The organism is Mesorhizobium sp. M1403, from assembly GCF_040317695.1.
Taxonomy (GTDB): Bacteria; Pseudomonadota; Alphaproteobacteria; order Rhizobiales; family Rhizobiaceae; genus Mesorhizobium.
The window spans coordinates 16,220-39,289 of record NZ_JAMYKY010000019.1; the positions used below are offsets into that span (position 1 = coordinate 16,220).

A 23,070-nucleotide genomic window follows, 5' to 3' on the forward strand; every position below is an offset into this window, starting at 1 on the left:
CCGATGCCGTTAGCGATGAACCGTGAGGTCTTCATTACCTGTGCCGTGACCGGGTCCGGCAGTTCGCAGGACCGCAGCCCGCACGTGCCGCGCTCGCCCAAGCAGATCGCCGATTCGGCCATCGAGGCGGCAAAGGCAGGGGCTGCGATCGTGCACTGCCATGTGCGCGATCCCGAGACCGGCAAGCCTAGGCGCGACGTGCATCTCTACCGCGAGGTAACCGAGCGCATCCGCGCGGCAAACGTTGATGTCGTTTTGAACCTGACCGCCGGCATGGGCGGCGACATGGTATTCGGCCCACCGGAAACCCCCCTGCCGCTGAACGAAAAAGGCACGGATATGGGCGGTGCGACCAACCGCGTGGAACATGTTCGCCAGTGCTTGCCGGAGATCTGCACGCTCGACTGCGGCACCATGAATTTCGCCGAAGCCGACTATGTCATGACCAACACGCCCGGCATGCTGCGCGCCATGGGCGGCATGATGACGGCGCTCGGCGTCAAGCCGGAGATCGAGGCCTTCGACACCGGGCATCTATGGTTTGCCAAGCAGCTGGTCGAGGAAAAGGTGCTGGATCCGGATGCTCTCGTGCAATTGTGCATGGGCGTGCCGTGGGGGGCGCCAGATGATCTCAACACCTTCATGGCGATGGTCAACAACGTGCCGTCGAGCTGGACCTGGTCGGCCTTTTCCATCGGCCGCAACCAGATGGCCTATGCCGCTGCCGCGGTGCTGGCCGGCGGCAATGTCCGTGTCGGGCTCGAGGATAATCTCTGGCTCGACAAGGGTGTGCTGGCGACCAATGCGCAGTTGGTCGAGCGGGCGGTCAGCATCGTGTCGAACATGGGCGCAAGGGTCATCGGCCCGGACGAAGTCCGCAAAAAGCTGAACCTGACGAAGCGCGCACCGCTTTGAGCAAGGGCGGGAAGAACCCGGTTGGGAGGAGCCGCCGATGAAGACCGTGAAGTTCACCGCCATGAAGGACGGCGACCGCGAGGACTATGCCTTCCTCACCGAGCACGAGATCGACTATGCGGCAAAGACCGGTGAGCGTCTGCTCGACGCGCTTGTCCAGCTCGACGAAGGGCTGTCGGGCTACAAGATCACCCGGCTCGGCCATTCGGTGCAGGCGGCGACGCGGGCCTGGCGCGACGGCGCCGACACCGACTGGATTGCCTGCGCCTTGCTGCACGATATCGGCGACATCTACGCGCCCTATAATCACGACGAATATGCAGCGTCGATCCTGAAGCCCTTTGTACGCGAGCAATGCACCTGGGTGGTGGAAAAGCACGGCGACTTCCAGCGCCTCTATTACGCACATCACCTCGGCGGCAACCCGCACGCCCGCGACCGTTTCGCCGGGCACATCTACTTCGACGATTGCGATGAGTTTTGCGAGCGCTGGGACCAGTCGAGCTTCGACCCGGATTACGAGACATTGCCGATCGATTTCTTCCGGCCCTTCGTGCTCGAAGTGTTCGCGCGCAAGGCCTATGACGCGTCCGTGATCCGTGCCGGCGAGCGTGTCGCCCTCACCGACCCCGCAACAGCCAGCACAAGAACCGGAGCCTCCGCATGAGCATCATCAACAAGGCGGCAGCCATCGGCGGCGGCGTCATCGGCGCCGGCTGGGTCGCGCGGCTGCTGCTCAACGGCATCGACGTGTCGATCTTCGATCCCGACCCCGAGGCGTCACGCAAGGTCGGCGAGGTGATGAAGGGAGCGCGACGCGCCTACAAGCAGATGCTGCCCGGCGGCCTGCCGAAAGAGGGCAAGCTCACTTTCGCCAAGACGATCGCCGAGGCGGTCGCCGATGCCGACTTCATCCAGGAAAGCGTGCCGGAGCGGCTCGACCTCAAGCACCGCGTGCTGGCCGAGATCGACCTTTATGCGCCGGCCAACGCCATTGTCGGCTCCTCCACCTCCGGCATCAAGCCGACCGACATGCAGGTGGCGATGAAGAAGCATCCGGAGCGGTTGGTGGTCGGCCATCCGTTCAACCCCGTCTATCTCTTGCCACTGGTCGAAATCGTCGGCGGCGAACAGACCTTTCCCGAGGCGATCGAAGTCGCCAAGGAGATGTATGCCTCGATCGGCATGAAGCCGGTGGTGATCCGCAAGGAGATCGAAGCCTTTGTCGGCGACCGCCTGCTCGAAGCGGCCTGGCGCGAGGCGCTGTGGCTGGTCAAGGACGGCATCTGCACGGTCGAGGAGCTTGACGACATCATGCGCTATGGCTTCGGCCTGCGCTGGGCGCAGATGGGCATGTTCCAGGTCTATCGTGTCGCCGGCGGCGAGGCCGGCATGCGCCACTTCATGGCGCAGTTCGGCCCGTGCCTGAAATGGCCATGGACCAAGCTGATGGATGTGCCGGAGTTCAACGACGAATTGGTCGAGCTGATCGCGACCCAGTCGGACGACCAGGCGCACGGTCTGTCGATCCGCGAACTCGAAAAGATCCGCGACGACAATCTGGTCGCGATCATGGAGGCACTGTCGAAGCAGAACAAAGGCAAAGGCTGGGGCGCCGGCGCCCTGCATAAGGACTATACCAGGCAGCTGGCCAAGCTTGCGGCGAAGAAGCCCACCGCCTCCAAGGCTGCCGAGAAGGCCAAGGCTGAAAAGCCGAAGAAAAAGAAGAAAGGCTGAGACCATGGATTTTGGTCTTTCGGAGGAACAGAAGCTCATCGTCGAGACGACGCGGGCCTTCGTCGAGAACGAGCTTTACCCGCATGAGCGCGAAGTGGAGCGCACCGGCGTGCTGCGCCGTGAGCTGATCGAGGAGATCAAGGCCAAGGCGATCGAAGCTGGTCTCTATGCCGCCAACATGCCGGCCGATGTCGGCGGCGCCGGGCTCGATACGGTGACCTGGCTGCTCTATGAAAAGGAGCTCGGCCGCGCCAATTACGCGCTGCACTGGACCTGCGTGGCGCGGCCTTCCAACATCCTCCTTGCCGGCACGCCGGAGCAGCGCGAGAAGTATCTGTTCCCGTGCATTCGCGGCGAAAAATGGGATTGCCTGGCAATGACCGAGCCGGGCGCCGGCTCCGATTTGCGCGGCATGAAGGCAACCGCCGTGCAGGACGGCGACGACTGGGTGCTGAACGGCACCAAGCATTTCATAAGCCACGCCGACCTCGCCGATTTCGCCATCGTCTTCATGGCCTCGGGGGAGGAAGAGTCTTCGCGTGGAAAACGCAAGAAGATCACCGCCTTCTTCGTCGACAAGGGCACCAAGGGCTTTACCGTGCGCGACGGCTACCGCAACGTCTCGCATCGCGGCTACACCAATGCCATCCTCGAATTCGACGATTGCCGTCTGCCGGCCACTCAGGTTCTGGGCGAGGTGCACAAGGGCTTCGACGTCGCCAATTCATGGCTTGGCGCGACGCGCCTGCAGGTCGGCGCCACCTGCCTCGGCCGCGCCGAACGGGCGCTTGGCCACGCCATCGAATACGCCGCGCAGCGCCAGCAATTCGGCCAGCCGATCGGCAAGTTCCAGGGCGTGTCGTTCAAGCTCGCCGACATGGCGACCGAGCTGAAGGCCGCCGACCTGATGGTGTTCGAAGCCGGCTGGAAGTACGATCAGGGCACCGTCACCGATCAGGACATGGCCATGGCCAAGCTGAAGGCCACCGAGATGCTCGCCTTCGTCGCCGACGAGGCGATCCAGATCCATGGCGGCATGGGGCTGATGGACGATCTGCCGCTGGAACGCATCTGGCGCGACGCCCGCGTCGAGCGCATCTGGGAAGGCACCTCGGAAATCCAGCGCCACATCATTTCGCGGGCGCTGCTGCGCCCGTTCGGGGGCTAGAGCATGATCCCAAAAAGTGGAATCCGGTTTTTGGAAAAGATCATGCTCAAACGAAAAGATGACGATGCACAAACTTGAGCGGCTTTTGCGCCCACGAACGATCGCAGTCTTCGGTGGCGTGCAGGCTGCTGCCGTCGTCGCGCAGTCGATCAAGATGGGCTTTGCGGGCGAGATCTGGCCCGTGCATCCGAGCAAGGACGAGGTCGCCGGCCGCAAGGCGTATCGCTCGGTGGCCGAATTGCCCGGTGCGCCGGATGCCGCTTTCATCGGCGTCAACCGGCACTTGACCATCGAAGTGGTCAAGGCGCTGGCCGAGCGCGGCGCCGGCGGTGCGGTCTGCTTCGCCGCCGGCTTCCTCGAAACCGAGGCCTATGACGAGGACGGCGAGCGGCTGCAGGCCGAGCTGGTCGCGGCGGCGGGTCCCATGCCGATCATCGGGCCGAACTGCTATGGGCTGATCAATTACGCCGACGGCGCGCTTTTGTGGCCCGACCAGCATGGCGGCATCAGGCTGCCTGAAGGCGGTCGCGGCGTTGCCATCATCACCCAGTCGTCGAACATCGCCATCAACATGACGATGCAGAAGCGCGGCCTGCCGATCGCCTTTCTGATGACCGCCGGCAACCAGGCGCAGACCGGGCTTTCCGAAATGGCGCTCGGCCTGATCGAGGACGACCGCGTCACCGCGCTCGGCCTGCATATCGAGGCCTTCGACTCGGTAGCCGGCTTCGAAAGGCTGGCGGCACGGGCACGAGAGCTGAAGAAGCCTGTTATCGCCATGAAGGTCGGCCGCTCCGAGCAGGCGCGGCAGGCGACCGTCTCGCATACCGCGTCGCTGGCCGGCTCGGACGCAGCGTCCGGCGCGTTCCTGAAGCGGCTCGGCATCGCCCGCATCGATTCGATCCCGGCCTTCATCGAGGCGCTGAAGCTGCTGCACGTCACCGGTCCCCTGCCCGGCTACCGGCTGTCGTCGATGAGCTGTTCGGGCGGCGAGGCGTCCGTCATGGCCGACAGCGCCGAAGGCCGCTGGGTGACCTTTCCGCCTCTCACCGCCGAGCATCGCATTCAGGTCAAATCGACGCTCGGCCCGCTGGTCGCGGTGGCCAACCCGCTCGACTACCATACCTTCATCTGGAACAACGAGCCGGCGATGACCGCCACCTTCACCGCCATGGTGTCTGGCGGCTTCGACCTCAACATGCTGGTGCTCGACTTTCCGCGCCCCGACCGCTGCTCCGACACCGACTGGTGGGCGACGCTGCGCGCCTTCGAAGCGGCGCTGAAGACCAACAGCGCGCAAGGCGCGATCGTCTCCTCGCTGCCGGAGAACCTGCCCGAGGAATACACTGCAGGGCTGATGGCGCGGGGCATGGTGCCGCTGTTCGGCATTTCCGAGGCCATGGACGCCGCCCAGGCGGCAGCCTTCATCGGCTGGGCGTGGCGCGAGCCGCTGGCGCAGCCGATCGACACCTCGGCGTCCGGCGCGCCGGCCGGCGACCATGTCACCCCGGACGAGGCGGAGGCGAAAGCGCGGCTCATCGAGGCCGGGCTCCCGGTGCCGAAGGGCGAGCGCGCCGGCAACGCGGTCGAGGCTGTGATCTCCTCGATGGCGCTCGGCTTCCCGGTAGCGCTGAAGGCTCTTGGCGTCATCCACAAATCCGAGCTCGACGCGGTCCGGCTCAATTTGAGGGATGCCGAATCCGTCAGCACCGCCGCCCATGATCTCGGCCCGCTCGGCACCGGCCTTTATGTCGAGCGCATGGTGCGCGATGGCGTCGCCGAGCTGCTGGTCGGCTTCACCCGCGACCCGATGTTCGGCGCGGTGATGACGCTCGGCACCGGCGGCGTGCTGGTCGAGCTGTTGCGCGACAGCGTCACGCTGATGCTGCCGGCGACCCGTGACGACATCGAGGCCGCTTTGCGCGGGCTGAAACTGTTCCCGCTGCTCGACGGCTATCGCGGCCGGCCGAAGGCAGATGTCACGGCGGCAATAGAGGCGATATCGGGCATTGCCGGCTTCGTGCAGCAAAATGCCGGCGAGATCGAGGAACTCGACATCAATCCGCTGATCGTCTGCGCCGAGGGCAAGGGCGCCTGGATCGCCGATGCGCTGCTGGTGCTGGGAGGCAAGAAGAATGGCTGAAATCATCACCACCCGCCGCGAGGGCACGATCCTCGAAGTCACGCTCGACCGGCCCAAGGCCAACGCCATCGACCTGAAGACGTCGCGGCTGATGGGCGAGACGTTCAAGGCGTTCCGCGACGATCCCGAGCTGCGCGTCGCCATCGTCAAGACCGCCGGCGACAAGTTCTTCTGCGCCGGCTGGGACCTGAAGGCCGCGGCCGGCGGCGACGCGGTCGACGACGACTATGGCGTCGGCGGCTTCGGCGGGCTGCAGGAACTGCGCGACCTCAACAAGCCGGTGATAGCCTGCGTCAACGGCATGGCGGTCGGCGGCGGCTTCGAGCTGGCGCTGTCCTGCGACCTCATCTATGCGTCGGACCACTCCTCCTTCGCGCTGCCCGAAATCCGCGCCGGCACGCTGGCCGATGCGGCGACGATCAAGCTGCCGAAGCGCATCCCTTATCATGTCGCAATGGACCTTCTGCTCACCGGCCGCTGGATGGATGTCGCCGAGGCGCATCGCTGGGGCCTGGTCAACGAGGTGCTGCCCAAGGAAAGACTGGAGGACCACGTCTGGGAGATCGCGCGGCTGCTCGCCAGCGGCCCGCCGCTGGTCTTCGCCGCGATCAAGGAGACGGCTCGGGTCGCTGAATCGCTGACGTTCCAGGACGCGATGAACCGGGTGACGCGCCGGCAGCTGCCAACGGTTGACGCACTCTACGGCTCGGAGGACAATCTCGAGGGTTTTCGCGCCTTCGCCGAGAAGCGCGACCCGGTGTGGAAGGGGAAGTGACGCTGCGGAGATGATGGCGATCCTTCACCCCCCCCTCTGCCCTGCCGGGCATCTCCCCCGCAAGTGGGGAGATCGGATGTCGCATCGGATTTCGCCAATTTCCAGCGTTGCAGGACAAGCGGCAAGGCCAAAGCTGCCGATCTCCCCCCTTGCGGGGGAGATGGCCGGCAGGCCAGAGGGGGGTGTCCAAGCTCAACCTTGGCGGCCCATTCGGCGCCCATGACCAACTACAAAACCCTCATCGACGCCGAGACCTGGGCCTTCATCGAGCGGACCAATTCCTATTATCCACCCGATACGATCGACTACACCATCGCCGAGCAGCGCGAGATCTATAACCGGATGTGCCGCGAGTTCTTTGCCGGCTATCCCCAAGGCGTCACGGCGGAAACCACCGCCATTGCCACACCCTGGCACATCCCGATCCGCGTCTACCGCCCCCCGGCGCCGGAAACAGCGGCGATGGTGCTTTATTTCCATGGCGGCGGTTTTGTCCTCGGCGGGCTCGACAGCCATGACGACCTCTGCGCCGAGCTTTGCAGCCGCACCGGCTACGAAGTGGTTTCGGTCGACTACCGGCTGGCGCCGGAACACCTTCATCCGGCCGCCTTCGACGATGCCATCAGCGCCTTCGAATGGGCGTCGACCACCTACGAGCGTCCTATCCTGCTGTGCGGCGATAGCGCCGGCGGCAATCTCGCCGCCGCCGTCAGCCACGCGACGCGCGGCCATGCGCGCAAGCCGATCGGCCAGATTCTGGTCTATCCCGGCCTTGGCGGCGACAGCTCCGCCGGCTCCTACGTCACCCACGCGGAAGCGCCGATGCTTAACGTGCGCGACCTCGTTTTCTACAGAGACATCAGGACCGGGGGCGAGGACCGCACCGGCGATCTCACCTTGTCGCCGCTCGCCGACGCCGACTTTGCCAATCTGCCGCCCACCGTCGTGATCACCGCCGAATGCGACCCGCTGTCGTCGGACGGCGAAGCCTATCGCGACCGCATCGTTGCCGCGGGCGGACGTGCCTGGTGGCTCGAGGAGCCGGGGCTGGTGCATGGCTATTTGCGCGCCAGGCACACGGTCGGCCGCGCCCGCTCGAGCTTTACCCGGATTGTCGATGCAGTGACGGTTCTGGGGAAGGGCTAATGGATCTGGTGAGGGATGTCCTCCTCACCCCGACGGGCTTTTATCCGCCGGGATAGCTCTACTTGCGGCTGCGTCGCCGCCCGGAAACCCGCCTCAGCCAAGGCCCCAAATGAAAGGCGCTCATCAGCAGGTACATCGGGACCATGCCGCCCAGCGGTGAGGTCTCTTGCCCGGTCGAGCACATCATATCCGGCGCGCCGCCGAGCAGTGTCAACAACGCCATGGTTGCGAAGGTCGGCGCGGCGGCGAAGGACAGCCAGTCGGCTGCGCCAAGGGCGGCCGGGCTCGCATCGCCGCCGGATCCGCCTGCATGAATCTCGCTCATGTCCGTTGTCCCTGGTAGTGAGCGGGATGCGTTCGAATGAACAGCGCATCCCGCTCCTCCATTTGTCTTAGCCGCATTTCTGCGACGCCAAAGATGTTCTATTCGGTGCGATTCCGGAACGCGGCCTCTCCGGCGTCCGATATCTCGACCCATTTTTTGTCGGGGACGGCTTCGGCGCCGTAATTGTCGTGCCAGTTCCACCACTTGTATGTCGGCGTCTGCGGATAGCCCTCGGGCGAATCCTCCCAAACCTCCTGGCGGCCGAGCGGCGTCAGGTCGAGGTAGCTCCATACGGTCCCCATCGCCTCGTCGCCGCGGTTGTTGATGAAGTAGGTGCGGAACACGCGATCGCCGTCGCGGATGAACACGTTGTGGCCGTGCCACTCGTCAACGCCGAAATCAGCATCGAAGCTGTCGGTGATGGTGTACCAGGGCATCTTCCAGTCCATCCGCGCCTTTAGCCGCGCAATGTCGGCCTGCGGTGCGCGCGAGGCGTAGGCAAGCGTGGTGTCGCGCGCGTTCAAATGGGCGAGATTGCCGACCTGATCCGCCCCCAGCGAACAGCCGCGGCAGGCGTGATCGGGCCAGCCAAATACGCCGGGCTCGAAGAAGGCACGGTAGACGACCAGCTGGCGGCGGCCCTCGAACAGGTCGAGCAGGCTCACCTTTCCGTCAGGCCCTTCGAACATATAGGACTTCTCCACCGCCACCCATGGCATCCGCCGGCGCTCGGCGGCCAGTGCGTCGCGAGCCCGGGTCACGGTCTTCTCCTTCACGAGCAGCTGCTGGCGCGCGGCCTCCCATGCGTCAGGCGAAACGACCGGTGGTGTCTTCATCGCGAGCCGCGAGCCCTGCTCGCCTGTGCCATTCTGATGTGCCGTCATTGTGCATCTCCCTTGCTGGTTTGTCGCCGTACCGGCGCGACGTGTTGGGTCGTGAGATAGGATAGGGGCTGATAGCGGATTGGCGAGAGTGACAAGTGTGACGCGATTCCGACGGGTTCGCTGATCACGGCCAATTTCGCCGCCAGCGACGCCTCTGCGCTCATTCGCGCCCGGACTGCTGAATGGGCCGTGCGCCGGCCAGGTAGCGATCATTGTCAAACGGCTCGGCCTGGTTGCTTTCCGGGCTCCACAGCTGCCGGTGGGTTCGTGTGAGATCGCCGAGATAGACATGCAGCGCACCTGATCGCGCGCTGCCGGTATTCGCAACCGAATGCACGGTATTTGACGCCATGTGCACCACGGCAGGCGCTGCGATGTCCTGCCTTTCGGGGACATCGAGTTCGCTGCCGGCAACAGGATAGATGAAGTTCGTCTCGCTGCCCTTGTAGATGCCGATCAAGGCATCCATCAGGTGGTTATGAGGCGGGTACTGAAGGCCGGGCGACAGCGTGATGTGATAGATCGTCAGGTTCGGGCCCGCATGCAGAAGCACCTCGTCGTCGTCCTCTTCGTGAGCGAGTGTTCCCGATGCGTGAAAACGGTTGGTGTAGTCGCCCAGGACCGTCCTTACTGCTTCGAGGGGATCTGGGCCTCTCGCGGCATTGACGATATCATCGGCAACGGCGTAGAGAGGTGAGTTGGCGGCTAAAGGCATATCAGTTATCCTCCCTGAGATGCTCAGATTATCGATCTGAGGTGCTCACGCTAGCGAATGCTGAGGCCAGCGTCAACGGGACAGCCAGACGGACAGAATATGAAAACGACGAAGTTGACCGCCGAACCGGCAGGGCCGGCCACGGCCGAGGCGACAGCACTGTCAGCCGCCGACGTCCTTCGCAGGGAACAGGCATATGAGCAGCTGAGGAACGACATCATAGCCTGTGTGCTGCGCCCCGGCGAAGCGCTCACCGAGAAACAGATCGGCGATCGATACCTGATCAAAAAGGCTACCATCCGCGCGGCGTTGGCCCGCCTGATGCAGGAAGGGCTGGTCAGGAGCGAGCCGCGCCGCGGCTACGTCGTTGCGACGCTCAGCCTGCGCGACGTCAACGAGATCTTCGATGTCCGCAGCTTGATCGAACCGGAAGTGTTCAGGGTGGCGGCATCGAACATGACCGAGCGCGGGCTCGAGGATATCAGGCTGGCAGCGCAAAAAGTGCTGAAGCCGGAGACGCTACGCAGCCACATTGCCTTCCTTGCGGCCGATCGTGCTTTTCGCCTGGCCCTTGCGGAGCTCTCGGGAAATTTGCGGCTGGCGCATCTCCTGGACCAGATACTCGACCAGTCGGCGCGGGTTCTCCACCTCGGCTTCAAGTCGCGCGACTTCACCCAGTTGATCATCGCCCAGCAAAAGGAACTGGTTCTTGCGTGCGAGGCAGGCGACGTTTCCGCCATCGTGAAACTTGCCCGTGCGCAGTGCCTGTTCCTCAAGAAGCAGGTGCTCGAGGCTTTGCTTGCCGGTTCCAAGCTTCAAGACGTCAATTTGCAACCCTTCGCCTAAAGCGCCTTGTTTCACCCCACCGCTCGCGCCGCTGCCCGTCCGGCACTGCGGCCGGAAAAGATGCAGCCGCCGAGAAACGTACCTTCGAGCGCTGCATAGCCGTGCATGCCGCCGCCGCCGAAACCGGCTGCCTCGCCCACCGCGTACAGCCCTTCGACCGGTTGGCCGCCGGCGCCCAGCACGCGGCTGTCGAGGTCCGTCTCGAGCCCGCCGAGCGTCTTGCGGGTCAGGATGCCGAGCCTGACCGCGATCAGCGGGCCATTGGCGGGATCGAGCAGCTTGTGCGGCCTTGCGGTACGGATCAGCCGGTCGCCGAGATAGGCGCGCGCGCCGCGCAGCGCGGTAATCTGCATGTCCTTGGAGAACGGATTGTCGAGCTGCCGGTCGCGAGCGCGGATTTCGCGCTCGACCTGCGCCAGTTCGAGCAGCGGCTCGCCGCCGGCCAGTGCGTTCATGCGGGCGACCAGCGCCGGCAGTTCGGCCTCGACGATGAAATCCTCGCCCTTCTCCATGAACGCCTTGACCGGCGCGGGCACGCCGCTGGTGGCACGGCCAAGCACCTGGCGCCAGCTTTTCCCGGTCAGATCGGGGTTCTGCTCGGAGCCCGACAGCGCGAACTCCTTCTGGATGATCTTTTTGGTCAGGATGAACCAGGAATAGTCGAAGCCCGTGCTCATGATGTGGCTGAGCGTCGCCAGCGTATCGAAGCCGGGATAGAGCGGCACCGGCAGGCGTTTGCCGCGCGCATCGAGCCACAGCGATGACGGGCCGGGCAGGATGCGGATCGCATGGTCGGTCCAGAGCGGCGCCCAGTTCCTGATGCCCTCGACATAGTGCCACATGCGGTCGCGGTTGATGAGCCTGCCGCCGGCAGCCTCGGCGATCGCCAGCATGCGGCCGTCGACATGGTCGGGAACGCCGGTGATCATGCGTTTTGGAGGCGCACCCAGCCGTTGCGGCCAATTCTCCCGGACCAGCTCGTGATTGGCGCCGATGCCGCCGGAGGCGACGATGACGGCCTGCGCCTTCAACTCGAAATCGGCTGTGATCTCGCGCGAGCTCTTGCGGCCGCGCTCGGCATCGCTCGCCGCCAATATGTCGCCGCGCACGCCGTCGACGACGGCGCCCGTCCGGGTCAATTCGTTAACCCGGTGACGGAATTTGAAGCGGATCAGCCCACGCTTAACGGCCTCGCGCACGCGCTGCACGAACGGTTCGAGCACACCAGGCCCGGTGCCCCAGGTGACATGGAAGCGCGGCACCGAATTGCCGTGGCCGGCGGCATTGCCGCCGCCGCGCTCGGCCCAGCCGACCACCGGAAAGAATTTCAGGCCGCGCTGCATGAGCCAGGAGCGCTTCTCGCCGGCGGCGAAGCCGACATAGGCCTCAGCCCAGCGGCGCGGCCGGAGATCTTCCGTGCGGTCGAAGGCTGCAGTGCCCAGCCAATCCTCGAGCGCCAGCTCATACGAATCGCGGATGCGCATGCGCCGCTGTTCGGGCGAATCGACAAGGAAGATGCCGCCGAGCGACCAGAACGCCTGGCCGCCAAGCGACTGCTCCGGCTCCTGCTCGACGATGATGGTCTTCTTGCCGGCCTCAGTCAGTTCGGCCGCCGCGACAAGACCGGCAAGGCCGGCGCCGACAATGATCACATCCGCGTCGTTTGGCATCTATTTGGCCATGATCTCGTCCAAAAACCGGTCCCTCATTTTTTGGGATCATGGCCGGCCTAGACTGTCTCCCAGCCTTCCTTCTCGCCGGCGCGGAAGATGGCATCGATGACCTTCTGGTTGAGCACCGATTCTTCCAGGGTGAAAACGCGGTCCTTGCCGCCCTGTGCCGCCCGCGCGAAGGCCTCGACTTCCAGCCGGTATTGCTGCGTGCCGGGAAAGCGGAATACCTGCGCCTCGCTGTGGTTCTGGTTGTGCAGCTCGACGCGGTGATGGTCATAGAGCCCGGCGTTGAACGGTGAGAACACCTCGATGAATCCCTTCTCGCCGTGGAACACCATCACCTGGCGTGCCGCCATCTGCGTCGACAGGTAAAACGACAGCTCGAAATCGCCGAAATCGGCGCGGATCGAGGAATAGATGTCGGTGCCGAACGTCTTGTCGCGCTCGATCGTCGCCTGGACGCGCAGCGGCTCCTTGCCCGTCGAAAAGCGTGTCGACACCGTCGGGTAGACACCGATGTCGGGCAGCGCGCCGCCGCCGAGATCGAGCTTGTTGCGCATGTTGTTGGGGTCGACATTGTAATAGGAGAACGCGCCCTGGACATGGCGCAGCCGGCCGATGGCGCCGTTGGCGATCAGCTCGCGCACCTTGATCCATTGCGGATGGTAGACGACCATGAAAGCTTCGCAGACCAGCACCTTCCTGGCATCGCGCAGCTTGATCAGCGGCGGAATATCCTTGGCATCGAGCGCCAGCGGCTTTTCGACCAGAACATGCTTGCCGGCCTCGATCGCCTTGGCCGTCCATTCGACATGCTGCGAGGTCGGCAGCGGAATGTAGACGCCGTCGATGTCGCTGGAGGCGAGCAGCTCCTCATAGGAGCCGAAAGCGTGGCGCGCGCCGAAGCGTTCGCCCAGTGCCCGGGCTTTCGACAGATCGCGGCTGGCGATGGCCGACAGCACGCCGTTCTCCGCCTCGACGATTGCCGGCAAAAGCTGCTCGCGGCCGATCTTGGCCGTCGACAAAACACCCCATCGGAACATCAGATTTCTCCTCTCGATTGCAGGCCTGGAGGTTTGCCCTAATTCAGGAGAAAAGCCAATGCGGGAGCCTGACGGCGAACAGGGCGATCATCTGCGGCTTTTCCGGATGCCGGCGCTGCCCTTGCGGGGGCGACGAACCCAGGTCCTGCAAAGACTATCCCCTTCTACCCGTCAGCGTCATGTCGAAGTCGACGACGTTGGAGTAAATCGGCGTGCCGACATCCATGCCGTAGCGCGACCGCAACACCTTGCCGGTGACATGGAATTTTATCGTGCCCGCCCTGAGGCCGCCGAGCTCGGCCGTGAACTTTTCCTGAAAGGTCTTGCCGCGCGCCGTCAGCCGGCCGGTGACAAGGGCTGACGTGGCGCCGGTGCGTTTGACGCTGGTCGAACGGAACTGGATCTCCGGATTGTTGGCCGCGTCGAAAACCGCGTCCGAGCGAAGAAAGGCGTCGATGCGACTTTGGCCGGTACCGACGCTTTCGGGGAAGATGGTGAAATTGACCTGGGACCGGCCGACATCGCTGTTGTCGATGAGGATACTGCCCTTGAAGCGGGAGAAAGCACCGTCGAGCCCTCCGCCGCCGAGCTTGCCGATCGAGAAGTGGATGCTGGAACTCCCCGGGCTGATGGTGTAGCTGCCGGCCGCGTCGCCAAGGGCGACGGTGGCGAAAACAGGCATGGCAAAACAAGCGGCGGCTGCCGCAAATCCGAAGATGCGCGCGTACATGGAAATGGTCCTCTTGGCAGGCAACGCTTTCTTGCGTCCTCGCCCCACGAACGAATGAGCCGCCCGCTCTATTCCGTGTCGCGATGTGACGAAGCCGTGATCATGCGCATCAGCACGGTATCCCTCAGCCAGAAATGATGACGCAGCGCCGCGGCCAGATGCAAAGCGACAAGTCCGATGCCGGCATAGGCGAGATACCAGTGCGTCGCCGCCCAGAAGCTTTCAGCCGTGTCCGATTCACCAAGCGGCAAATTGGGCATGACAAACAGATTGAACGGCACGCTCGGGATCTCCAGCACCGAGACCGAGACCAGTGCCCAGCCGGACAACGGCAGAGCGAGCTGAAACGCATAAAGCGCGAGATGGACCAGCGGCGCCATCCGGCGCTCGAAAGGGCCGACCGAGCGCGGCAGCGATGGGGCCGGTCTGCCTAGGCGCCAGACGATGCGCAGGATGACCAGCCCAAGCAGCAGGAAGCCGAAGGATTTATGCAGCTGGATCAGCTCGAAGGCGGTGCGCTGGCTGGCGAGCCGCACCATGACGAAGCCGAGCAGGAACTGGCCGATAAAGAGCGCCGCGATCAGCCAGTGAAGAATGATCGCCGTCCAGCCGTAGCCGGCCGTCTGGTTTTTGGGCAGTGTTGACATGGTCGGTGAACGAATGCCAGGTCGGGTTTCTTCCACCCTCCCCCTTGTGGGGAGGGTGACTACCCGCTCACCTTGAAGAAATCGACAAACGCCCTGAGTGCCGGCCGCATCTGGCGTCGGCTGGGGTAATAGACGAAGAAACCGTCAAAGCGCGGGCACCAGTCCTCCAGCACGCGAACAAGCTTGCCGGCGGCGAGCGCGTCGCGGACATAGTCCTCGAACACGAAGGCGAGCCCGGCGCCGTCGACCGCGGCGTTGGCAATCAGATGGTCCTCGTCGAGGATCAGCGGCCCTTTCACCGGGATTTCGATCTCCTCGCCGTTCTTCTCGAATTCCCAGCGATAGAGAATGCCGCTGGAGAAGCGGAAGCGGATGCAGCGGTGACCGGCAAGATCGCGCGGATGCTGCGGCTTGGGCATGGTCTCGAAATAGGATGGCGCGCCGACGACTGCGCCGCGAAGGTCCGGCCCGATGCGCACGGCGATCATGTCGCGCTGCAGGCTCTCGCCCAGCCGCACGCCGGCATCGAAGCCGCCCTCGACCACATCGGTGAAGCGGTCCTCGATGACGATCTCCAGCACGATGTCGGGATAGGCAGCGGCAAAGGCGCCGAGCCTTGGCGTCAGCGTCAGGTGGGCCGCGGTGCGCGGCACGGTCAGCCTGAGATTGCCGGCCGGCCGGTCGCGCGCCTCGATCGCCGATTCCAGCGCCAGGTCGATTTCCGACAGCGCCGGCCTGAGGCGCTCGAGCAGCTGCGCGCCCTCCTCGGTCGGAGCGACGCTGCGCGTGCTGCGCGCCAGAAGGCGGACGCCGAGGCGCGCTTCCAGGCTGGAAACCGCGTGGCTGACCGCCGATGGCGCGATTGCCAGCTCCTTGGCGGCGCCGCGAAAACTGCCGCATTGGGCGACCGTTGCCAGTACAGCGAGCTGTGAAAGATGGGTTCGCTTCATTGATCTATTTTTTGGAACAGCCTGTGCAAATGAGAGCCGATTATCGAACGCAGCGCAAGACGCTATCTCTGCGGCATCACAACCATCACAACAAGGAGATACGTGATGCAAACCCGCAAGCTCGGCAATGAACTTGACGTCTACCCGGTCGGCCTCGGCTGCATGGGGATGAGCTTTGCCTATGGCGGCCAGCCGGAGGCGGACGCGATCGCCACGCTGCGCCACGCTGTCGACATCGGCGTCAATTTCTTCGACACGGCCGAGGTTTACGGCCCCTACGAGAACGAGATCCTGGTTGGCAAGGCGCTGAAGCCGGTGCGTGACAAGGTGACGATTGCGACGAAATTCGGCTTCAAGATCCTGGAAGAAGGCAGCGGCATGGAGCGCATGGCCGGCGTCGACAGCCGCCCGGAACACGTCAAGGCGGTTGCCGAAGCGTCGTTGAAGCGGCTGGATACGGAGGTCATCGACCTCTATTACCAGCACCGCGTCGATCCCAACGTGCCGATCGAGGATACGGTCGGCGCCATGGCCGAGCTGGTGCGCGAGGGCAAGGTGCGGGCGCTCGGCCTGTCGGAGGCGAGTGCGGCGACCATCCGCCGGGCGCATGCGGTGCATCCGATCGCCGCGGTGCAGAGCGAATATTCGCTGTGGAGCCGCGATCCGGAGGAAGAGGTGTTTGCCGTCTGTCGCGAGCTCGGCATCGGCTTTGTCCCCTATAGCCCGCTCGGCCGCGGCCTGCTCACCGGCACGATCGCCAAGCCCGATGTTCTCGGCGCCGACGACTGGCGCCGCGGGTTGCCGCGCTTCCAGGCCGACGCCATGGCGGCCAATGCGGTGGTCATCGCGGTGCTGGAAAAGATTGCTGCCGAGAAGGGCGTAACGCCGGCGCAGCTGGCGCTCGCCTGGGTGCTGCATCAGGGCGACTTCATTGTCCCGATCCCCGGTGCGCGAAAAATCCGCCATCTGGAGCAGAATACGGCGGCAGCCGATATTGTGCTGAGCCAGGCCGAAGTGGCGTCCATCGGCGACGCGCTGTCGCCGGAAAAGGTGGTCGGCAAGCGCTATACCGAGGAGCTGCTGGCCCTGGTCAACGGTTGAACGGCGATCGACGGCGTAATCGAAACGGGGCGTTTCGGCGCCCCGTTTTCGGTCGCACCGCAATGCAAATAATTGCGAGATATTGGCGCGAGGCACCCCCCTCTGTCCTGCCGGACATCTCCCCCTCAAGGGGGGAGATTGGACGTCACCTCGGCTTTCGCCAATCGCCAACGTTGAAAGAGGGGTAGGGCGGCGAAGCTGCCGATCTCCCCCTTTGAGGGGAAGATGCCCGGCAGAACAGAGGGGGTGCTGTCCCGCCGACATTTCCTACCAAGGCACGACACTGATCTCCGGCCAGTTCTCCTTCGCCCGAGCCCCCTTCGTCTCGTGCGTCTGTTGGTTGTCCATCAGCCGGTTCGGCGTGATGCGAAACGAGAAGATGTCGTCCAGGCCAAACGGCGCGACGAGATCAAGTTGCCCGTCCATATCGAAGCGCACGCCGACCGCGTGGGTCTGCGAGGCGAAATAGCCAAGCGAGTCGCTGGAACTCGTATAGCGGGGACATGATCGGCCGAACTTGCTCGGATACCACAAATGCACCCGAGCCTGGTTGCGGATCTCGACCGGCAGGGACAGATCGGCGAAGACCGGCGCGGCGCGAGCGATCACACTGTCCTCTGCCTCGTACGACAGATCGCTTTCATCGAAATAGAACAGATCGACATCTTTGATGCCGTAACCCGACGGCTTTCCCGTCAGATGGTTCCAGACACTGTTGTAAAGCGCGCCGGAAACGACAAGCCAGTCCGGCAGGCCTAGCGCGCGCACTCGCGACAGTGTCTCGTCAATCAGCGGATCGGCTGAGACGATGTCGAGAAACGCCGTGCGCTGAGTTTCGAAGGAGAGCCCGGAATAGCGCAGATGGTCCATCGCCCTTTGGAGAGCGATTCGCCATGTGTCCGCAAGCTCAGCCGCGCAGCACGCCGCCGGTCTGTTTGCCGACATTCTCGACGATGCGCTTGGCCAGCGCCTCGAAATCCTCGTCGGTCAGCGTCTTTTCGACCGGCTGGATCGAAACTTCGATGGCGATCGACTTCTTCGCCGCGCCGAGCGCTGCACCCTCGAAAACATCGAACACCGAGACGCCGGAAATCAGCTTCCGGTCTGCGGCAAGGGCGGCGCGAACGAGTGTGCCGGCTTCGACCGCCTTGTCGACGACGAAGGCGAAATCGCGCTTGACCGCCTGGAAGGCGGACAGATCGAGCCTCGGCTTTGTCCGCGTCGGCTTGGCCTTCGGCTCGGGCACGGCATCGATGAACACCTCAAACCCGCAAAGCGGACCGGAGACGTCAAGCGCCTCCAGCGTCTTCGGGTGGAACTCGCCGAACGTGCCAAGGATTACCTTCGGCCCGAGCTTGATCGTGCCGGAGCGGCCGGGGTGATACCAGGCCGGGCTGCCGGCCTCGATCTGCAGCCGCTCGACCGGCGCGCCGCAGGCTTCGAGTGCTGCGATCGCATCGGCTTTGGCGTCGAAGACGCCGACGGCGCCGGCGTTGCCGGCCCAATGACGGCCGGAGCCCTCGAGCTTGGCGGTGCCGCGCCGAACGCCGGCGGCAACACGCCGCTGCTGGTCGGCGCCGTCGCCCTCGTAAGTGCCCGACACTTCGAACAGCGCGACATCGCCGATGCCCTTGTCGGCGTTGCGCTGCGCGGCTGCGATCAGGCCCGGCAGCAGCGACGGCCGCATGTCCGACATATCGGCGGCGATCGGGTTGGCAAGCTTCAACGCCTGCTGGCCGCCGCCGAACAATTCGGCGTGTTTTGCCGGAATGAACGACCAGGTGACGGCCTCCATCATGCCGCGCACGGCAAGTGCCCGCTTGGCGGCGCGGGTGCGGATCTGCAGCACAGTCAGGATCTTGGCGTTGACCGCGTCATGGGAACCGAGCGGCTGCGGCGCGATATTGTCGACGCCGTGGATGCGCATGACCTCCTCGACCAGGTCGGCCTTGCCGTCGACATCCGGCCGCCAGGACGGGACCGCCACATTGACGACATCGCCGGTACCCTCCGGCTTGAAGCCGAGGCGGGCAAGAATGTCGAGGCTTGTCGAGCGCGGCACTTCGATGCCGGTCAGCCGCTTCACTTCCGACAAAGGGAACGAGACGATCTTCGGCCGATGGCCGGCATAGCCGACGGCTTCGGTTTGCGCCGGCGTGCCACCGCAGAAATCGAGCACCAGCCTCGTTGCCAGTTCCACGCCGGGAACCATCATTTCCGGGTCGACGCCGCGCTCGAAGCGGTAGCGTGCATCGGTGATGATGCCGAGCGTGCGGCCGGTGCGGGCCGTGGCGATCGGGTCCCAAAGTGCGGACTCGATCAGCACGTCGGTGGTGTTCTCGTCGCAGCCGGAATGCTCGCCACCCATGATACCGGCGATCGACTCGATACCATCCTGGTCGGCGATGACGCACATCTCCGGCGTCAGCGTGTATTCGCGGCCGTCGAGCGCCAGCACCTTTTCGCCGTCGCGTGCCCGGCGCACGGTGAGGTTGCCGGTGACCTTCGCAGCGTCGAACACATGCAGCGGCCGGCCGCGGTCAAAGGTGACGTAATTGGTGATGTCGACGAGCGCGCTGATCGGCCTCAAGCCGATCGCGAGAAGCCTTTGCTGCAACCATTTCGGCGACGGTCCGTTCTTGACGCCGCGCACCAGGCGCAGCGCAAAGCCGGGACAGAGCTCCGGCGCTTCGATCGTCACCTTGACCGGCGTCTCGCCCTTGCCGGGGATCGGCTCTATCGGCGCGCTCTTCAGCGTGCCGAGCCCGCTTGCCGCCAAATCGCGGGCGATGCCATGGACGCTGGTGGCATCCGGCCGGTTCGGCGTCAGATTGATCTCGATCAGCGGATCATCGAGATGGGCATAGGCGGCGAAACTGGTGCCGACCGGCGCATCGGCCGGCAGGTCGATGATGCCGTCATGCTCCTCGGACAGTTCGAGCTCGCGCTCGGAGCACATCATGCCGTGGCTTTCGACGCCGCGGATCTTGCCGACGGTCAGCGTCACGTCGATGCCGGGGATATAGGTGCCCGGTGCTGCAAAGGCGCCGATCAGGCCGGCGCGGGCGTTCGGCGCTCCACACACGACCTGCACCGGCGCCCTGCCGTCGCCGGTGTCGACGGTCAGCACGCGAAGCCGGTCGGCGTCGGGATGCTGGACCGCCACCAGCACCTTGGCGATGACGAAGGGGGCCAAGCTCGCCCGGTCGTCGACATGCTCGACCTCGAGGCCGATCGAGGTGAGACGTTCGACGATTTCCGCCAGCGAGGCATCGGTCTCGAGGTGATCCTTGAGCCAGGAGAGGGTGAGTTTCATGACTGTGTTCCGTCTGGTCTGGGCACGCTGGGCTTGAAGCTATGCGGTCGCGCGTCGGACATGTGCAGGAAGGCGAGTTGCCTGCGGATTTGCTGCGGCCCGATTGTCATGCGCTCAAGCCCCCAAACAGCGTCGGCATGTCGAGCGGCCTAAAACCGTAATGCGACAGCCAGCGCACATCGGCGTCGAAGAAGGCGCGCAAGTCGGGCATGCCGTATTTCAGCATGGCGATGCGGTCGATGCCCATGCCCCAGGCAAAGCCCTGGTATTCGTCGGGATCGAGCCCGCCGTAACGGAGCACATTGGGGTGGACCATGCCGCAGCCGAGGATCTCCAGCCAATCTGAGCCTTCGCCGAAGCGCACCTCGCCCGGCCGCGAACGGTCGCACTGGATGTCGACCTCGAGGCTGGGCTCGGTGAAGGGGAAGAAGGACGGCCGGAAGCGCATCTTGACGCTCGGCACCTCGAAGAAGGCCTTACAGAACTCCTCCAGTACCCACTTCATGTTGGCGACGTTGGCCGATTTGTCGATCACCAGCCCCTCGACCTGATGGAACATCGGCGAGTGGGTGGCATCGGAATCCTGCCGGTAGGTCTTGCCAGGAATGACAATGCGGATTGGCGGCTTCTGCATCTCCATGGTGCGGATCTGCACCGGCGAGGTGTGGGTGCGCAAAAGCTTGCGTTCGCCCTGCTCGTCCGGCTGGAAGAAGAAGGTGTCGTGCATCTCGCGCGCCGGGTGGCCTTCCGGGAAGTTCAGCGAGGTGAAATTGTAATAGTCGGTCTCGATGTCGGGACCTTCGGCGATGGCAAAGCCGAGATCGCCGAAGATGGCCGCGATCTCGTCGATAACCTGGCTGATCGGATGGATGCGGCCGCGCTCGGCCGGCGATTGTCGCACCGGCAAGGTGACGTCGACCTTCTCGGCGGCAAGCCGTGCCGTGATCGCCACATCTTTCAGCTCGGCGCGACGGGCCGAAAGCGCCTCGGTGACGCGGTTCTTGAGGCCGTTGATTGCCGGACCTTTGACCTGGCGCTCCTCGGCGCTCATCGAGCCGAGTGTCTTCAGTATCTCGGAGACCGAACCCTTCTTGCCGAGGGCAGAGACGCGCACCGCCTCGATTGCCTGCTCGTCGGCGGCAGAGGCGATCTCGGCCATCAGGGAATTTTCGAGAGTTTCCATGTCACTCATGTTCCAGACCCGATTGGAAGCAAAGAAAAACCCGCGCCAGCCCTGCCAGCGCGGGTTTCCCAAATCAAGTGTCGAATAGCTTGGGAAGCGCTGGTCTTAAGCGACAGCGCTTTCAAAAGCGTTCGGCGTGGTGTTCTTGAGGTATTCGAGCGCGACCTTGGCCTTGGCCACGAGTGCGGCAAAAGCCTGCGGCTCGTGGATGGCCATGTCCGACAGGATCTTGCGATCGATCTCGATGCCGGCCTTGTTGAGACCGTCGATGAAACGGCCATAGGTCAAGCCATGCTCATGCGTCGCCGCATTGATGCGCTGGATCCACAGCGCGCGGAACGAACGCTTGCGATTCTTGCGGTCGCGATAGGCGTACTGCAGCGACTTTTCCACCGCCTGCTTGGCGATGCGAATGGTGTTCTTGCGGCGGCCGTAAAAACCCTTGGCGGCTTTCAGGACCTTCTTGTGCTTGGCGTGCGAGGTGACGCCTCTCTTTACGCGTGCCATGTCATGATCTCCTTAAAAGCAATTCCAGGAAAAGTGCCTAGCGGTTTTCCGTTCGGAATTGCGTAAAACAAATGCGTGTCCAGACCGAATGCCCTTATTTGGCGCATGATGTTTTCCAAAAAGTCTGCAACTTTTTGGCATCATGCCCTAGAGGCCGTTCGGCAGAAAATTCTTGATGACCTTCTTGCCATCCGGTTCAGCCAGAACCATCGTGCCGCGGGCATTTCGAATGAACTTGTTGGAACGCTTGATCATGCCGTGACGCTTGCCGGCCGCAGCCGACAGAACTTTACCCGTACCTGTGATCTTGAACCGCTTCTTGGCGGCCGATTTGGTCTTCATCTTGGGCATTTTGCTACTCCGTTTATATGCGCACCAATGCGCTTTTTGTTCGCTTCAGGCCGACCAAAGCCCGAAAAGCAAATGAAACCGCCACGGCATGCCCTGCCGGGCGGTTTTTTTGGAACGCGGTCATATACGTCAAAGCGAGGGCGCGCGCAACACCCAGCGCTCAGCAACCTTGTAGTGCTCAGGGGAAACGGAACAGCACCGGTAATATGCCCGACTGCTGGGCGCCGTCGATCAGTTCGAAAGCCGGCAAGGCAAGGAGGAACACCAGCCCGTCCAGTAACGTGGTTCGCAGCAGGCGCGGCTTGAAGCTGCCGGTGTCGCCTTCCTGATACAGTGACAGTTTCGGGAAGAAGCGCGGCACTTTCGCCAGATAGGCCTGGTATGGCGCGCCGAGAACCTCCTTGAGGAATTTCTCCTCGCGCAGGATAACGATGTAAAAGGCACCCGCGCAGAGCGCTCCAAAGCCGATCGTGGCCGCGATGGAGCCGATCTGTGCGCCGACACCAGCGGCAGCTAAAGTGGAGAAAAGGTAGAGTGGGTTGCGCGTGATCGAATAGGGTCCGCCGGTCACCACTTCGGAGGATTTGCGTCCGCCGATGTAAAGCGTCGACCACAAGCGCCCGACGATGCCGAGAAAGATCAGCACGACGCCGACCATTTCGATCGTTTCATGCACTGGCGTATCGGGAGGGAAAACCGACTGGCCGAACAGCAGCGCCGCGAACATCACCACGATGAGAACGGCAAGTACCATCCTGCGCATATGCTGGTAGCTGCCAAGCCCGTGCTTAACTTGCGCGTATCTGACTTCATTGACCATGTCGGGAATCCGATCGTCGAGGGAACCAGAGCGTCGTTGCTCTCGCCGGCGATCGCAGCGTCTGGCCAAGAAAACAGGCGCCCCGCCGATCGCCG

The 23,070-nt window shown here is 63.9% G+C and carries 23 protein-coding genes; 9 read left to right on the forward strand and 14 right to left on the reverse strand.

The features are described from left to right. Positions 1 to 3 precede the first annotated feature (3 nt). The 7 genes from bcoG to NKH01_RS25170 all read left to right on the forward strand — a co-directional run bounded on the left by bcoG (position 4) and on the right by NKH01_RS25170 (position 7,884). A complete protein-coding gene (gene bcoG / locus NKH01_RS25140; protein ID WP_352716478.1) occupies positions 4 to 915 on the forward strand; it encodes a 3-dehydrocarnitine:acetyl-CoA trimethylamine transferase BcoG in 912 nt (303 codons plus the stop codon). Between the two features lie 37 nt (positions 916 to 952). Beyond that, a complete protein-coding gene (locus tag NKH01_RS25145; protein WP_352716480.1) occupies positions 953 to 1,582 on the forward strand; it encodes an HD domain-containing protein in 630 nt (209 codons plus the stop codon). Beyond that, positions 1,579 to 2,652: a carnitine 3-dehydrogenase gene (locus NKH01_RS25150; protein ID WP_352716482.1), complete on the forward strand. Its 1,074-nt coding sequence runs from the start codon at positions 1,579 to 1,581 to the stop codon at positions 2,650 to 2,652. The genes NKH01_RS25145 and NKH01_RS25150 overlap by 4 nt, the downstream gene beginning before the upstream one ends. Before the next feature lie 4 nt (positions 2,653 to 2,656). Beyond that, positions 2,657 to 3,820: an acyl-CoA dehydrogenase family protein gene (locus tag NKH01_RS25155; protein WP_023718315.1), complete on the forward strand. Its 1,164-nt coding sequence runs from the start codon at positions 2,657 to 2,659 to the stop codon at positions 3,818 to 3,820. Between the two features lie 64 nt (positions 3,821 to 3,884). After that, positions 3,885 to 5,963 (forward strand): acetate--CoA ligase family protein, encoded by a 2,079-nt coding sequence (locus NKH01_RS25160; RefSeq protein WP_352484700.1) that lies wholly within the window; start codon positions 3,885 to 3,887, stop codon positions 5,961 to 5,963. Then, positions 5,956 to 6,738 carry a carnitinyl-CoA dehydratase gene (locus tag NKH01_RS25165; RefSeq protein WP_353022932.1) on the forward strand — a complete coding sequence of 261 codons (783 nt, stop codon included), beginning with the start codon at positions 5,956 to 5,958 and terminating at the stop codon, positions 6,736 to 6,738. The genes NKH01_RS25160 and NKH01_RS25165 overlap by 8 nt, the downstream gene beginning before the upstream one ends. Positions 6,739 to 6,957: 219 nt before the next feature. Further along, entirely contained in the window at positions 6,958 to 7,884 is a 927-nt protein-coding gene (locus NKH01_RS25170) for an alpha/beta hydrolase (RefSeq protein WP_353022934.1), read from the forward strand. Positions 7,885 to 7,942: 58 nt separating this feature from the next. On the opposite strand, the gene NKH01_RS25175 is transcribed toward NKH01_RS25170, so the two are convergent. The 3 genes from NKH01_RS25175 to NKH01_RS25185 all read right to left on the reverse strand — a co-directional run bounded on the left by NKH01_RS25175 (position 7,943) and on the right by NKH01_RS25185 (position 9,808). Next, positions 7,943 to 8,209, reverse strand: coding sequence for a hypothetical protein (locus tag NKH01_RS25175; RefSeq protein ID WP_352495233.1), 267 nt, complete (start codon positions 8,207 to 8,209; stop codon positions 7,943 to 7,945). A 98-nt stretch (positions 8,210 to 8,307) separates the two neighbouring features. Beyond that, positions 8,308 to 9,093, reverse strand: a complete 786-nt coding sequence (locus tag NKH01_RS25180) for a DUF899 domain-containing protein (RefSeq protein WP_353022936.1) — start codon at positions 9,091 to 9,093, stop codon at positions 8,308 to 8,310. 160 nt (positions 9,094 to 9,253) lie between these two features. Continuing rightward, positions 9,254 to 9,808, reverse strand: a complete 555-nt coding sequence (locus NKH01_RS25185; protein ID WP_353022938.1) for an autotransporter — start codon at positions 9,806 to 9,808, stop codon at positions 9,254 to 9,256. A 99-nt stretch (positions 9,809 to 9,907) separates the two neighbouring features. Here NKH01_RS25185 and NKH01_RS25190 point away from each other — a divergent pair, with 99 nt between their 5' ends. Further along, positions 9,908 to 10,654: a GntR family transcriptional regulator gene (locus tag NKH01_RS25190; RefSeq protein ID WP_352495234.1), complete on the forward strand. Its 747-nt coding sequence runs from the start codon at positions 9,908 to 9,910 to the stop codon at positions 10,652 to 10,654. Between the two features lie 11 nt (positions 10,655 to 10,665). Here NKH01_RS25190 and NKH01_RS25195 read toward each other — a convergent pair whose 3' ends face one another. From NKH01_RS25195 to NKH01_RS25215, 5 genes are all read right to left on the reverse strand, one after another. Next, positions 10,666 to 12,324 carry an FAD-binding dehydrogenase gene (locus tag NKH01_RS25195; protein WP_353022940.1) on the reverse strand — a complete coding sequence of 553 codons (1,659 nt, stop codon included), beginning with the start codon at positions 12,322 to 12,324 and terminating at the stop codon, positions 10,666 to 10,668. Positions 12,325 to 12,383: 59 nt separating this feature from the next. Next, positions 12,384 to 13,370 carry a Gfo/Idh/MocA family protein gene (locus tag NKH01_RS25200; protein ID WP_352484691.1) on the reverse strand — a complete coding sequence of 329 codons (987 nt, stop codon included), beginning with the start codon at positions 13,368 to 13,370 and terminating at the stop codon, positions 12,384 to 12,386. 154 nt (positions 13,371 to 13,524) lie between these two features. After that, the gene (locus NKH01_RS25205; protein ID WP_353022942.1) at positions 13,525 to 14,100 is read right to left on the reverse strand and encodes a YceI family protein; all 576 of its coding nucleotides are present in this window, start codon (positions 14,098 to 14,100) and stop codon (positions 13,525 to 13,527) included. A 68-nt stretch (positions 14,101 to 14,168) separates the two neighbouring features. Continuing rightward, complete coding sequence (locus NKH01_RS25210; protein WP_353022944.1) at positions 14,169 to 14,747, reverse strand: cytochrome b; 579 nt, start codon at positions 14,745 to 14,747, stop codon at positions 14,169 to 14,171. A gap of 59 nt (positions 14,748 to 14,806) precedes the next feature. Next, positions 14,807 to 15,697 (reverse strand): LysR family transcriptional regulator, encoded by an 891-nt coding sequence (locus tag NKH01_RS25215; protein ID WP_352918777.1) that lies wholly within the window; start codon positions 15,695 to 15,697, stop codon positions 14,807 to 14,809. A gap of 105 nt (positions 15,698 to 15,802) precedes the next feature. Between NKH01_RS25215 and NKH01_RS25220 the strand changes: the two genes are divergently transcribed. Then, on the forward strand, positions 15,803 to 16,798 hold the full coding sequence (locus tag NKH01_RS25220) for an aldo/keto reductase (protein WP_352847696.1): 996 nt from the start codon (positions 15,803 to 15,805) through the stop codon (positions 16,796 to 16,798). 267 nt (positions 16,799 to 17,065) lie between these two features. Here NKH01_RS25220 and NKH01_RS25225 read toward each other — a convergent pair whose 3' ends face one another. From NKH01_RS25225 to NKH01_RS25250, 6 genes are all read right to left on the reverse strand, one after another. After that, positions 17,066 to 17,668, reverse strand: a complete 603-nt coding sequence (locus NKH01_RS25225; RefSeq protein WP_353022946.1) for a nucleotidyltransferase family protein — start codon at positions 17,666 to 17,668, stop codon at positions 17,066 to 17,068. Positions 17,669 to 17,705: 37 nt separating this feature from the next. Next, positions 17,706 to 20,114, reverse strand: a complete 2,409-nt coding sequence (gene pheT, locus NKH01_RS25230; protein WP_353022948.1) for a phenylalanine--tRNA ligase subunit beta — start codon at positions 20,112 to 20,114, stop codon at positions 17,706 to 17,708. A gap of 106 nt (positions 20,115 to 20,220) precedes the next feature. Further along, entirely contained in the window at positions 20,221 to 21,306 is a 1,086-nt protein-coding gene (gene pheS, locus NKH01_RS25235; RefSeq protein WP_023718300.1) for a phenylalanine--tRNA ligase subunit alpha, read from the reverse strand. Between the two features lie 96 nt (positions 21,307 to 21,402). Next, positions 21,403 to 21,804 (reverse strand): 50S ribosomal protein L20, encoded by a 402-nt coding sequence (rplT, locus tag NKH01_RS25240; protein WP_006201247.1) that lies wholly within the window; start codon positions 21,802 to 21,804, stop codon positions 21,403 to 21,405. Positions 21,805 to 21,951: 147 nt separating this feature from the next. Further along, complete coding sequence (rpmI, locus tag NKH01_RS25245) at positions 21,952 to 22,155, reverse strand: 50S ribosomal protein L35 (RefSeq protein WP_006201248.1); 204 nt, start codon at positions 22,153 to 22,155, stop codon at positions 21,952 to 21,954. A 178-nt stretch (positions 22,156 to 22,333) separates the two neighbouring features. After that, complete coding sequence (locus tag NKH01_RS25250; RefSeq protein WP_353022950.1) at positions 22,334 to 22,975, reverse strand: methyltransferase family protein; 642 nt, start codon at positions 22,973 to 22,975, stop codon at positions 22,334 to 22,336. Between the last annotated feature and the right edge of the window lie 95 nt (positions 22,976 to 23,070).